Source organism: Collinsella aerofaciens, assembly GCF_902501475.1.
Classification (GTDB): Bacteria; Actinomycetota; Coriobacteriia; order Coriobacteriales; family Coriobacteriaceae; genus Collinsella; species Collinsella aerofaciens_AL.
The window spans coordinates 21,040-33,769 of sequence record NZ_CABWIF010000055.1 but is presented as its reverse complement, the minus strand read 5'-3'; the positions used below and the strand labels follow the sequence as shown (position 1 = coordinate 33,769).

At 59.6% G+C, this 12,730-nt stretch carries 10 protein-coding genes; 3 read left to right on the top strand and 7 right to left on the bottom strand.

The window, feature by feature from the left end:
- Positions 1-31 precede the first annotated feature (31 nt).
- Entirely contained in the window at positions 32-286 is a 255-nt protein-coding gene (locus GDJ93_RS08480) for a hypothetical protein (protein WP_152068465.1), read from the top strand.
- Between the two features lie 99 nt (positions 287-385).
- Here GDJ93_RS08480 and nhaA read toward each other — a convergent pair whose 3' ends face one another.
- The 3 genes from nhaA to GDJ93_RS08465 all read right to left on the bottom strand — a co-directional run bounded on the left by nhaA (position 386) and on the right by GDJ93_RS08465 (position 4,054).
- The gene (nhaA, locus tag GDJ93_RS08475; RefSeq protein WP_152068464.1) at positions 386-1,744 is read right to left on the bottom strand and encodes a Na+/H+ antiporter NhaA; all 1,359 of its coding nucleotides are present in this window, start codon (positions 1,742-1,744) and stop codon (positions 386-388) included.
- Between the two features lie 266 nt (positions 1,745-2,010).
- Complete coding sequence (locus GDJ93_RS08470) at positions 2,011-2,934, bottom strand: manganese-dependent inorganic pyrophosphatase (protein WP_006235927.1); 924 nt, start codon at positions 2,932-2,934, stop codon at positions 2,011-2,013.
- Positions 2,935-3,100: 166 nt separating this feature from the next.
- Positions 3,101-4,054 carry an ROK family protein gene (locus GDJ93_RS08465; RefSeq protein ID WP_226812558.1) on the bottom strand — a complete coding sequence of 318 codons (954 nt, stop codon included), beginning with the start codon at positions 4,052-4,054 and terminating at the stop codon, positions 3,101-3,103.
- A gap of 282 nt (positions 4,055-4,336) precedes the next feature.
- On the opposite strand from GDJ93_RS08465, the gene GDJ93_RS08460 reads away from it, so the two are divergent.
- Both GDJ93_RS08460 and GDJ93_RS08455 read left to right on the top strand, forming a co-directional pair.
- Positions 4,337-5,056: a GntR family transcriptional regulator gene (locus GDJ93_RS08460; protein ID WP_152068462.1), complete on the top strand. Its 720-nt coding sequence runs from the start codon at positions 4,337-4,339 to the stop codon at positions 5,054-5,056.
- A 74-nt stretch (positions 5,057-5,130) separates the two neighbouring features.
- On the top strand, positions 5,131-6,063 hold the full coding sequence (locus GDJ93_RS08455) for a type I phosphomannose isomerase catalytic subunit (RefSeq protein WP_370739726.1): 933 nt from the start codon (positions 5,131-5,133) through the stop codon (positions 6,061-6,063).
- Between the two features lie 242 nt (positions 6,064-6,305).
- Here GDJ93_RS08455 and GDJ93_RS08450 read toward each other — a convergent pair whose 3' ends face one another.
- The 4 genes from GDJ93_RS08450 to GDJ93_RS08435 all read right to left on the bottom strand — a co-directional run bounded on the left by GDJ93_RS08450 (position 6,306) and on the right by GDJ93_RS08435 (position 12,622).
- Positions 6,306-7,073 (bottom strand): hypothetical protein, encoded by a 768-nt coding sequence (locus GDJ93_RS08450; protein WP_152068460.1) that lies wholly within the window; start codon positions 7,071-7,073, stop codon positions 6,306-6,308.
- Positions 7,061-8,083: a hypothetical protein gene (locus tag GDJ93_RS08445; protein ID WP_152068459.1), complete on the bottom strand. Its 1,023-nt coding sequence runs from the start codon at positions 8,081-8,083 to the stop codon at positions 7,061-7,063. Before GDJ93_RS08445 ends, GDJ93_RS08450 begins: the two co-directional genes overlap by 13 nt.
- A 371-nt stretch (positions 8,084-8,454) precedes the next feature.
- Positions 8,455-11,355: an ATP-dependent helicase gene (locus tag GDJ93_RS08440; RefSeq protein ID WP_152068458.1), complete on the bottom strand. Its 2,901-nt coding sequence runs from the start codon at positions 11,353-11,355 to the stop codon at positions 8,455-8,457.
- A 292-nt stretch (positions 11,356-11,647) separates the two neighbouring features.
- Positions 11,648-12,622, bottom strand: coding sequence for an undecaprenyl-diphosphate phosphatase (locus GDJ93_RS08435; protein ID WP_152068457.1), 975 nt, complete (start codon positions 12,620-12,622; stop codon positions 11,648-11,650).
- Between the last annotated feature and the right edge of the window lie 108 nt (positions 12,623-12,730).

The following is a 12,730-nucleotide window of genomic DNA, read 5'->3' as shown; positions in this document are numbered from 1 at the left end:
TATAGCCGCATGGCACATCCAAGGAGGCAGTATGGAATACGGCTCTTTTCAAGCCGAGGAGTTCGGAGACCTGCAGCGTCTGGTCGACGGCTTGTTTTATGACCGTAAGGCCATTGACCGCCTGGATCTAATCGTTCAGGCGGAGATCTTGGACCTGGCGCCCGATCTCATGGAAATCGTGAATCTTTTGCCGCCCGGCTACTACGACCGCCAATCGCTTTGCGACCAGCTTAACTCGGCCCTTGCCGCCCACGGCTGGGGCGCCGTCTACGGCACCGTGGAATAAAATGGCAAATAAATGAAATGCCGTTTGTGACAGTGCTCACAAACGGCATTTTTTCACACGAGGGCATCCGGGGCATGTCCGGCCCCGGTTTTCGCGCTCCTACTCGTCCTTGGGCGAAGGGTGCTTGCAGACCACGCTCATGTAGATCATGCCCAGCACGGCCGCGGTAACAGAACCGGCAAGAATGGCGGCCTTGGCGGCCAGAACCTCGAACTGGGCCGTCGGGAAGGCGAGACCGCTGATGAGGATCGACATGGTAAAGCCGATGCCACCCAAAATGCCCACGCCGGCGATCATATGCCAGTTAACGTTATGAGGCAGCTCGCAAGCCTTAAGCTTGACCAGGGCAAACGTCACGCCAAAGATACCGATCGGCTTACCCAGCAGCATGCCAAAGTACACGCCGAGGGTCACCGGGTCGGTAAGCAGCACGCTCATGTCCACGCCCACAAGGCGAACCTGTGCGTTCACGAACGCAAAGATCGGCAGAATCACAAAGTTGACCGGCGTGGAGATCAGACGCTCCATGCGGATGAGCGGCGGGGTCACGCGGTGCATGACGCGCTCGACCTTGGTGGTCGAGACGGTAAAGTCATGCTGGCCCAGGATGTGCGCCTCGGCGTCGTAGCGGTCATCGAGCAGCGGCAGGCACTCGCCCAACCAATCGGTGAGGCTATCGAGCTTGACGCCGCACTTGGCCGGGATGGTGAAGGCCAGGATGACGCCGGCAAGCGTAGCGTGCACGCCGCTCTTGAACATGCAGAACCACAGCAGCAGGCCCAGCACCGAATACGGGGCGAGGCGGTAGTGCTGCGTCTTGTTGAGCCACACGAGCGCGCACGTCACAAGCGCGGCGGCGCCCAACCAAAACGGATTGGGGCTCTGACCGTAGAAGATGGCGATGGCGGCGATGGAGATGAGGTCGTCGGCGATGGCGAGCGTCGAGAAGAACACACGCACGCCGTTGGGCACGCGATTGCCCAAAAGCGACAGCACGCCCAGCGCAAAGGCAATATCGGTTGCCATGGGGATGGCCCAACCGTTGCGGGCGCCGGCATGGTTAAAGATCAGGTAGATGCAGGCAGGAACGACGACGCCGCCCACGGCCGCCAGCATGGGAAGCATGGCCTGACGCGGATTCTTGAGCTCGCCGACCGTCATCTCGTACTTAAGCTCAATGCCCACCAACAAAAAGAAAATCGCCATGAGGAAGTCGTTGACGAAAAGCTCAACGGTAAGACCGGCCGTAAGGTTGCCCAGACCCACATACAGCGGGGTCTCCAAAAAGTGATGGATGGCCTCGTAGGCATCGGTATTGGCGCAAATGACGGCGGCGATGGCGGCGATGACCATAACCGCGGCGGAAATCGTGCCGTTCTCGGCGATGCGCTCCCAAATGTCGTGGCGTTCAAAGCGCTTGCGCTCACGGACGTTGAACAGCTGCTCGGTTGCTGCCATGGGCGGCTCCTTTCACGGGAAAGCTCCCGTCTTAAAAAAGCACGGCCCGCCCAAGTGGCGGCGCCGCGCTCTAACGTATTACGCTTGCATCTAGCCTACCCTGCACGACAAGCACGCAGGCGTGGCCGAAAAGCGGAACCACAGGTTGAACATTATTTGCTCAACGGCACGGGCACGCCTGTCCAAGAGACGACGCGGCGCATGCACAAAAAACGACCGGAGCGCGGGGCGTCCGCGATCCGGTCGTGGCGTTCGGTCAACTAAACCTAGCAGGCGGCCATGATGGGGGCAGCGACCTGCTTCTTACGGGAGAGGACGCCCGGCATCCAGACGCCGTCGTGCTCATCGGCAATGCCCAGGCCCTTCTGAGCAGCCTCGGTCTCGCCCTCGAGCAGGACCTGCGAGCCCTCCTCCATGATGTCGGTGATGCACAGGACAATGCCGTCAGCACCCTTCTCGGCGGCGTAGGCGCGCATGGCCTCGCGGATCTCGTCAATCATGCCAAGCGCACGGCTCTTGTCGACGGTCTCGTACTGGCCGATGAGCAGCTTCTTGCCGGCGGGCTCGAACATCTTGATGTCGTTGCCGACCATCTCGGCAGCGGTGAAGGAGCCGGACGGGCGGGTAAGGAAGACCTCCATGCCAAACTTGACCGGGTCGACGCCCACCTGCTCGCCGAGCTTGGCGGCGACGGCGCGGTCGACATCGGTGGTGGTGGGGCTCTTGAGCATGAGCGTGTCGGTCATCATGGCCGAAAGCAGCAGCTTGGCCTGGACGTCGGAAAGCTCAACGCCGAGCACGCCGGCGAGCTTGGTGACGATGGTGCAGCTGGAGCCCCAGGGCAGGCAGATGTAGTGCAGCGGGCCGGCGGTCTCGAAGTCGCCGATGCGGTGATGGTCGACAACACCAAAGACCGTGGCGTCCTTAAGGCCGGCGACGGATTGGGCGGACTCGTTGTGGTCGGTGAGGACGACGAGCTGACCGGCCTCGACGGACTCGATCACGCGGGGCTCGGCAATGCCGGCATCGGCGAGCAGCTTGGCGGACTCGGCCGGAAGCTGGCCCAGAGCGCAAGCCTCGTAGGTGTTGCCGGCATACTCAACCTGGTTAAGCAGCTGGGACAGGACGACGGCGCTCATGATGGCGTCGTTATCGGGGTTCTGGTGACCAAAGACAAGAACGTTTGCCATGGATATCCTCCACTTGATATGTGTACTTGGACGTAGCTATGGTAGCACGCCGATGCCGAGCCTTCGCAGACGGAAGGGCCACGGCATATTTTGTGGCAGGTATGGGGGCCAAGGCTGTCCCTTTTGCACCATGTTGGTGCAAAGTAACCTGACCCCCTTGCACCAGCTATTTACCGGCGGCGCGCAGGGCTACGTAGGCGGCACCGATGATGCCGGCGTCGTTTCCGAGCGAAGCGACCTTAATGGGCGTCTCGCGCGAGGCGGAAAGCGCGTAGCGCTGGAAGTGCTCGCGAACCTTATCGAGGTAGACATCGGCCGAAGCGGACGCGCCGCCACCGATCAGGAACATCTCGGGGTCGACCACGTTGGCAATAAGCGCCAGGGCACGGCCGAGATAGTCGGCCATGGTGTCGGCCGCGGCCAGCGCGAGCTTGTCGCCCTCGCGGCAGGCCTGGAACACGTCCTTGGAATCGGAGGGGCCGGTGAGCTCGATGGGCTCGACGCCCGCCTTCTTGCACTCGGCCAGGTAATTGCTCACCACGCCGGTGGCGCTGGAATACTGCTCCAGGTGGCCATGGCCGCCACAGCCGCAGGTGCGCTCCTCGGCCGGGTTCAGGCACATGTGGCCAATCTCGCCGCCGGCACCCACAACGCCCGATACCACGTCGCCGTTAACGATAACGCCGCCGCCCACGCCGGTACCGATGGTGACCATCACCACGTTCTGCACGCCCTTGGCAGAACCGAGCCAGGCCTCGCCCATGGCAGCGGCGTTGGCATCGTTCTCATACTTAACGACCGCATCAGGGCAGTGCTCCTGGATGGCGATCTTGAGCTCGGGCAGGTTAATGGCAATGTTGGCCTTGACCTTGGCATCGCCCGACGCCGGGATGGGGCACGGAACGGCCAGGCCAATGCCTGCTACAAAGGCGCGCGGAATCTGCGCCTTGGCGACCACCTGGTCGATAGCCTCGGTCACCGCGGCAAAGCCCGCAGCGTCAACGATGGGAGGCGTGGGCACGCTGGCCTTGGCCAGCAGATTTCCGTCCTCGTCGAACAGGCCCTCCTTAACCGAAGTGCCGCCGACGTCGATGCCGATGTAGTACTGCTTGGGTTCCATGGGGGCCCACCCTTCTCGTTTAAACATTGCCTGTATGGTACCGCTCCCAAAGCAAAAACCTACCAAAAAGGGACAGGTTTGTTTTGGCAGGTTTTATCTGGGGAAACGCAAATGGCCGCTTAACACGACATTACTCATATGTCTATCTATTTAGAGCGCTCTGATTTATACGCAAAGCGACTTTTAATTATATCTTTCTCGAACTTTTTCAATATATAATAGGGATGCTTAGGTGTTAACTATACTTTCTTTTATACTCAATCAAGTTGGAAAGGAGGTTCCATGATTCCCAAATACGAGGCGATAGCTGCAGATATTCGTCGAAGTATCGAGGATGGCGCTCTTAAACCGGGCGACAAGCTTCCCACCGTCGTTGAGTTCTGCGAGCTCTATAGCGTTTCCAAAATCACCGTCAAACGAGCTATCGAGCAAATCACCGAGGAAGGTCTTATTACCAGCCGTCGTGGATCGGGTACCTACGTTAAGGACACGGCGGGGCTTCCCGGCCAGGCGTTTTTCCAGGGCAAAAACGACCGTGCCCAGGGTTTTTCGTATGAGCACCGCGGGGAGAAGGTGACCTCGGTGGTCTACGATTTCTCGATTGTTAATCCACCAGCGGACATCGCAGCCCAGCTGGGAATTGCCGAGGATGACTTTGCCTATCACATCGTGCGCGTGCGTCAGGCCGATGAGAAGCCCATCGTTATCGAGTACACCTACATGCCGCTCGAGCTGATTCCGGGCCTTAAAAAGAAGGACCTGTACGGATCGGTCTACCGCTTTGTCCGCGAGCAATGCGGGCTGAAGATTTCGAGCTTCCACCGCACCATTCGCGCCGTGGCAGCAACCGAGGAAGAAGCCGATCGCCTGGACACCAAACCTGGCTCTCCCCTGCTCGAGCTCACCCAGATTGGCTTTTTGGACAGCGGCGCGGCCTTTGAGTATTCGGTCTCGCGCAACGTTGGCGACCGCTTTGAGTTGCACAACGTAACGTTGGCATAGGTTTTTGTAGTCATCCGGGCGCTCGCTTTGAACAGTTTTACGCAGCGCCCGCGCAACACAATGGGGGTATGAACATGTCCGATTTGATTAAGCTGACGCCGATCTTCCACGAGAAGATCTGGGGCGGTCGCCAGCTCGAAACCGTATTTGGCTACGACATTCCCGATGGCCCCATCGGTGAGTGCTGGGCCATCTCGGCCCACCCCAACGGCGACTGCCAGATTGCGGAGGGCCCGTATGCCGGCCACACGCTGTCGTGGCTGTGGGCCGAGCATCGCGAGCTCTTTGGCAACTGCGAGGGCAAGGAGTTCCCGCTGCTCATTAAGATTCTGGACGCCAAGGACGACCTTTCGATCCAGATTCATCCCAACGACGAGTACGCCGCCAAGCACGAGAACGGTAGCCTGGGCAAAACCGAGTGTTGGTATGTGCTGGACTGCGAGCCCGACGCCACGATCATCGTCGGCCAGCGTGCCAAGGACCGCGCCGAGGCCGCACAAATGATCGAGGAAGGACGTTGGGACGACATGCTCAACGTGTTGCCGATTCACAAGGGCGACTTTTTCCAGATTGATTCCGGTACCGTGCACGCCATCAAGACCGGCACGCTCATTTTGGAGACGCAGCAGTCGAGCGACGTGACGTATCGTCTGTACGACTACGACCGTCCCGGCACTGACGGCAACCTGCGCCCGCTGCACATTGAGCAGAGCCTCGACTGCATCGACTTTGATGCTCAGGCTCCGACCGACGGCACGGTGACCGCACCCGAGGTCGATGGCGTGACCGAGCTCGAGTCTAACTCCTGCTACACCGTCGATCGCGTGCGCGTCAACGGCAGCAAGACCCTCGACCAGCGCTGGCCCTTCATGTGTCTGTCGGTCATCGACGGCGAAGGCACCGTCTGCGGCGACCCCGTCCACAAGGGAAGCCACCTGCTGGCCCCGAGCACCGTCAGCTCCATCGACCTCGAAGGCAAGATGGAACTGATCATCAGCCACCTGTAGGTCACCGGTCCCCAAGCGCTCGTCGGGACGGGGCGCGGGGGTTTGGTCGCCTGCTCGGACAGTCCTGCTCGCACGGAGAGCACATTAAGTGCTCTCCGGCTCGTGCGGAACTCGCGATCGACCAAACCCCCGCGCCCCGTCCCGACGAGCCTCTGGCTAGTTACGACAATCAAAAAGCAACAAGGGGCTCCCCCGCTCATCAAACGGGAGAGCCCCTCGCCATACATAACGAATCAAGGTGCCTATAGGTAGACCTTTTCGAGAAACGATAATGTGTCCTGAAGACGTGCTCTCTCTTTACGATCGGTCTGCCGATTTACATAAGAAGAAAAGTCCGCAAAGAAGTCTCCGGCATCAGCCCTCATTTGCTCTATTAGCTCCAAGCGAGCCGAAGGCGGCAACAAACCCGCAAGTCGAACAATATCCGAGCGATGCTTTCGTCGATCTTTATCGTTGCAATGGCGCCCTTCTTCATAGCTCCTATTGATATCAATGTGTGCACGCATCTTGAGGGGAATGATATGGAGCGCATCGAGCAACGTAATGCCCTCTACGTTCGTTGCGTTGTCGCGAATAAATTCGTAGTAGCCATCGTCGAGAATAATTGCCGAAAGACTTGATACGGCCCCGTCAAAGGAAAGAGGTGCCACTTCGCTCGTTTCATCTTCGAGCACAAAATCAGGATGTCGGGCAAATAGCTCAATTTGGCCGGGATAGTCTAGGACTTGCCTTGATCCTTCGGGCAAACAGAACCGATAGTAAGTGCACCTTCCATCGCCGACCTTTCCAGTCTCATATCCGGCAGCTTTGATAAATGCCCACAATGCAGTGGCGAATTCAACGCCTTTCCCATCAACAATTACGACGACATCCAAGTCTTCAGTAGCTCTAAACGAATCGCCCTCATTGTCAAATAGAACGCTGCAGGCCCCTCCACCAATAAGGACGTAACCGCCTTTACAGCCGCTCATGGCATCGGCAAATCGCTCTATTCCCCTCACTTTTGACATATCGTCCTCCTGAGCTGTTCGACCGCGTCGAGCAGACGATCTTCTTTGTAATCTGCTTTTGCGCAAGCAACGTATAAGGAAAACGGGTCGACACACTGCAAACCAGTCGCGTCAAAACTAATATCGGACGGCGCGTCCACGGGATACGACCAGACCTCAATCACAACTGCCGCCGGTTCGTACCACTGAGCCTCCAGCCATCTGTCGCCCATATGCTCTTTCAAGGCCTCTAGCTGATATTTTTCGAGAGCAATGGTTGGAGCAGAGTCTTCATGGGCAAGGTCGGACATATAGCTAAGGGCAGACACACCGGAAAGCAGCGCATCAACGGCACGTAGCTCTGTTCTCTCGATAACCTTCTTGAGCCGGATTCGCTCTAAAACTGGCGTGCGAAGATAGTCCTCAAACCCATCTAGCAACGTCTCGGTCGACAGCCCGGCGTCACACAATATACGCTTTTTGCCGTCCCGCATAATCAACCCAGGAGCTATAGCGGCGATTTCCGAAAGATAGCCGCTGACGCTTGCCGCGCTTTTGCCACACAGACGCGCTAGGTCGCCGGCGGAGCAGTCAACCCATCGTCCCGCAATGAGATTTAGGACGATTCGTTGAGATTGGGACGAAAGCGGAGCAGCGGGAGAAGCACCCAGCACTTCATCGGAAATAACGGCTCCGATAAACGGCAGGAACGCATTTCGCTCATCTCGGATATATGCGATTCCCTCCGAAGAAAGCGCGCGCATAAAACCTAAATCCATAGCATCCCAGCAAATTGCCACCGGACGAGCATCTAACGTAAGCACTGCATTGACGAGATTTCGCGCCGAAATGACACTGGGCGGTTCTTTAGGTTCCGCAACAATAAAACGGCCCTGCTCAGACATGCCAAGCCGTGCCAAGCGAAGCGAATACCGTTCAAGATACATGCGAGGAATCTGCATCTCAACTGGCTCCGGGTCGATGGCGAGCTCTAAAGAGAAGAGTCTTTTTGGGAGACAATTTAGCAGCATGTCCAATCACCCTTTTCATTTCAGTTACATTTTAGTATCTATCTGAAATTATACTGAATCGTATAAAACGCTCAATCCCTAAAGTCATAAGAAACAATCCAAACGCAATAAAGAGGCTCCCCCGCTCATCAAATGGGAGAGCCCCTACTCACATCTATTTTTCTATCAGCCCACCCGGCTCTCCAGATCAAAAAGCGAACGAGCAAAGCGACGTTCGCAAGCAGCGTTACCCAAGGACCTGGGCGGGCGTATGGGGCAGCATCGATCGCGAGTTCCGCACGCAAAGGAGGCCACTTAATGTGGCCTCCGTCTTGCGCAGGACTGCCCGAGCAGGCGATGTTGCCCCATACGCCCGCCCAGGTCCGCCGGGATTATGACAGCTTAACGATCGGCGCGAAGCCCTTCATCAGCTTTTTGGTCTGGCCGGTCTTTTCGAACTGGACCTCGATCATGTCTCCGGCGACCGAGATCACGGTACCCGTGCCAAAGGTCTTGTGGCTCACGGTATCGCCCGCGACAAAGTCCTGCGACGCGCTGGCGCGATCAACCTTGCGCTCCACCGTCGGGGACACCTTGGACGAGGGCTTTTTGGCTCGCGGTGTGCCCGAGCCAAAGGTCGAGGCAACACGGCCGGCGTCGGGCGAGACCCCACGATGGCGCTCGGTCCCGTAGCTGCTGCCGCCAAAGAAATCGTCAAAGCTCGATCCACCGCGCGAACCGGAACCGCCGGTCGAGCGCGTATGCGAGCCAAACACCTTGCCGCCATACATATCCGAGCCCATGCCCGAGCCAAAGGTGCCGCGACGGTCGCCGCGCTTCTCCCAGCCCGTTCCCTCAAAACCGGCAGAACCGATACCGCTAAACTCGATATCCTCAAACGGAATCTCGTTGAGGAAGCGCGAGCGCGGGTTGGCAGAGGTCGAGCCGTAGGTGCGACGCGTGGCCGCATAGGTCAAGAACAGGCGCTTACGGGCGCGCGTGATGGCGACGTAGGCCAGGCGACGCTCCTCCTCGAGCTTACCCGGGTCATCGCTGCCGCCAAAGTCGTGCACGTGCGGGAAGATGCCCTCCTCCATGCCGGCCACGAACACCGCCGGGAACTCCAGGCCCTTGGCGGAGTGGATGGTCATCATTGTGATGGCATGCGTCTCGCCGGCCAGGGAATCCAAGTCGGAGCGCAGGGCCAGCCACTCCATGAGTGCCGGCAGCGCCTTACAGGTGAGCGGACCGTAGGTGCGCTCAATCTCGTCGGCATGCACGGCACCCGCCGGCATCTCCGTCGGCGCGGCATACGCGTTGCCCGCGATGGCAGCGGCCAGGGCATCCTGCGGTGAGAGCGCCGGGGCGGCTAGTCTATCGAGCGGATTGGAACCTGCAGCATCGCGCGCGCCGACGAGTGCCTCAAACGAGGATGCCGGGGCGGACGGCCCCGGTTCGGGCGCGGGCGCGCTCACCACGACGGGCTCGGGCTCGGCGCCGGCAGGAACGTCGGCAACACCGGCTGCGCGCAGCTCTTCCAAGCTCTCGAGCGTACCCTCGATGTCCTCGTGCGTCTCCTCAAATTCGGCAGCGACGCCCAGGAATTCCTGGATGTTCTCGGCGCGGCTCTCGGACTCCATGGTGCCCTCGGCGCGAAATGCCTGCAGCAAGCCCGTCTTATCGACAATCATCTCGACGACGTCCTTGAGCTCGCCGTCCATGCGGCGGCCCTCGCGCACCAGCGACACAAAGCTCGACAGGCCATTACGCACCTTGGCGCTAAACATGCCGGTCTCGGCGCACGCGATCTCGCAAGCCTGGAAGAACGAGCAGTGGTTGTCGCGCGCCAGCTGCTCGATCTTTTGGATCGAGGTGGAACCGATGCCGCGGCGAGGTGTGTTGATGACGCGCTTGACGCTCATCTCGTCGGCCGGGTTCACGATCATCTTGAGGTAGGCCATGACGTCGCGGATCTCGGCACGGTCGAAGAATCGCGTGCCGCCCACGATCTTGTAGGGCACGCCCGCGCGCAGGAACATATCTTCGAGAATACGCGACTGGGCGTTGGTGCGGTAGAACACGGCGATGTCGTCGTAGCTCGTACCCTTGGCGTGCAGCTTCTCGATCTCGCCGGCAATCCAGCGGCCCTCGTCGCGCTCGTCGCTCGCCTGGAAGGCCTGGATCTTCTCGCCATCGCCCTCGGCCGTAAACAGGCGCTTGTCCTTGCGCTGCGAGTTGTGGCGCACCACGGCGTTGGCGGCGCTCAGGATGTGACCCGTGGAGCGATAGTTCTGCTCCAGCTTGACGGTCTTGCAGTTTTTAAAGTCCTTCTCAAAGTCCAGGATGTTGGTGATGTCGGCGCCGCGCCAGCTATAAATGGACTGGTCATCGTCGCCTACGACCATGAGGTTTTGGTACTTGGCGGCCAGCAGGTTGGCGATTTCGTACTGGACGTGGTTGGTGTCCTGATACTCGTCGACGCTAATGTAGCGGAAGCGCTCTTGGTACTTATCGAGCACCTCGGGGCGGGTGCGCAGCAGCTCAAGCGCGCGCACGAGCAGGTCGTCGAAGTCCATCGCATTGGCGGCGCGCAGGCGGCGCTCCAGCTCCAGGTAGACTTGCGCGGCCTTTTTGTCGTTGGGGCTATCGGCGCTCTTGAGCATGTCCTCGGGGCCGATCATGGCGTTTTTGGCCGAGCTGATCTTGCTGCGGATCATGTTGATGGGGAACTGCTTTTGCTCGATGCCGAGCGCCTGCATAATGTCACGCACCATGCGCTTTGAGTCATCATCATCGTAGATGGTGAACTGACCGGTATAGCCCAGCAAGTCGGCGTCCTCACGCAGCATGCGCACGCACATGGCATGGAAGGTGCACACCCACATGCCGCGGGTGCCGCTGGGAATGAGCGCCGCCAGACGCTCGCGCATCTCGGCCGCGGCCTTGTTGGTAAACGTGATGGCAAGAACCTGCCAAGGCTTAACACCCAGGTCGCCGAGCATATGTGCGATGCGGAAGGTCAAGACGCGGGTCTTGCCCGAGCCGGCGCCGGCGAGCACCAGCAACGGACCCTCGGTGGACAGGACCGCCTCGCGCTGGGCGGGATTAAGGCTGTCAATGTCGACGAGCGGCTTGGCGGGCTTGGGCGCCGGCGCGGGAGCGTCGTAGATGTCGAGCGGGACGAGCTCGGGCTCCGGCGCTGCAGGGGCGGTGTATGCATCGAGCGGCACGGGTTCCGGCGCGGGCGGCACGGGTACCGCGGCGTTCTTTTCCCAGGGCAGGGGCTGGGTCATGGGCGACTCCTCATCTGACGGACGGCGCGCCTGCGGGCAGCGCCATAGTTTGAGCCGTACCAGTATACCGAGCCGCGCGGACACCGACGCAAATCACACCACGACTCCGTGCGCGATCGTCAGGCCCGCCCCATTGAGCCAATCACGGAGCCACCGATGTCATGGCCACGGTAGCGAGCAGCGGCCAGAGCGAACAAATTGGCATGAAAAGAGGGCAGCATAGACCTTTTGGTCATGCCACCCTCTTTGAATGACAAGTTGTCGCTCTGGCCGCCGCGCAGCGTCAACCAAGTTACAGGCCGAGCATAGGCTCCAGGACAAAGAAGTACGCGAGCACCACGATGCCCAGGATGATGCGGTAGACGCCGAAGCACTTAAAGTCGTGACGGCGCACGAAGCCCATAAGCCACTTGATGGCAATGAGCGACACCACAAAGGCGACGACGCAGCCCACGCCCAGGATGGCGATCTCGTTGGTGCCGAAGGTACCGCCCTTAATAAAGTACTTGACCAGCTTGAGCGCACTCGCACCAAACATGACGGGAATGGCCAGGAAGAACGTGAACTTAGACGCCACCGAGCGCGTGCAGCCCAGTAGCAGGCCGCCGATGATCGTGGAGCCGGAGCGCGATGTGCCCGGAATCAGCGAAAGCACTTGGAAGCAACCGATACCCAGCGCGGTCTTCCAGCTCAGATCCTCGAGCGTAGTGATGGAGCCAAAGTCCAGGTTATCGTCATCGTCTGCAGCGGCAGCCGCAGCGGGAGTGGCAAAATGCGCACCAGCGGGGCGTCCGCCCGCCACCACGGCACGCGAACCAAACGAACCGGCAAGAGAGGCCTGGTCGCGCTTGTTCGCGCGCCAGTTCTCGATCACGATAAACAGCACGCCGTACACAATGAGCGCCAGCGCCACGACGGGAGCATTGTAGAAATGCTCCTCCATCCAGTCGTTAAGCGGCAGACCGATCGCCGCGGCGGGAATGCAGCCGAGCACAATCTTGCCCCACAGCACCCAGGTGTCGCGACGGCCCTCCTTGCCTTTGCTGGGAGAAAACGGGTTGAGATCGTAGAAGAACAGGACGCAGACGGCCAAAATGCCGCCAAGCTGAATCACGACCAGAAACATATTCCAGAACGTCTCGCTCACGTTCATCTTGACGAACTCGTCCACCAAGATCATGTGACCGGTCGACGAAACAGGCAGCCATTCGGTGATGCCCTCGACCAGGCCCATGAAGGCAGATTTTAGAAGCTCGATGATATCCAAAGGGACCCCCTCGTTAGACACCCGCCGATATTGTTCTGCGGACGGTGCGGGCGATGTCCCATTATAAACCGTTTCCCATTATAAACCGTTGGCGGCGCGCCTGCGCCT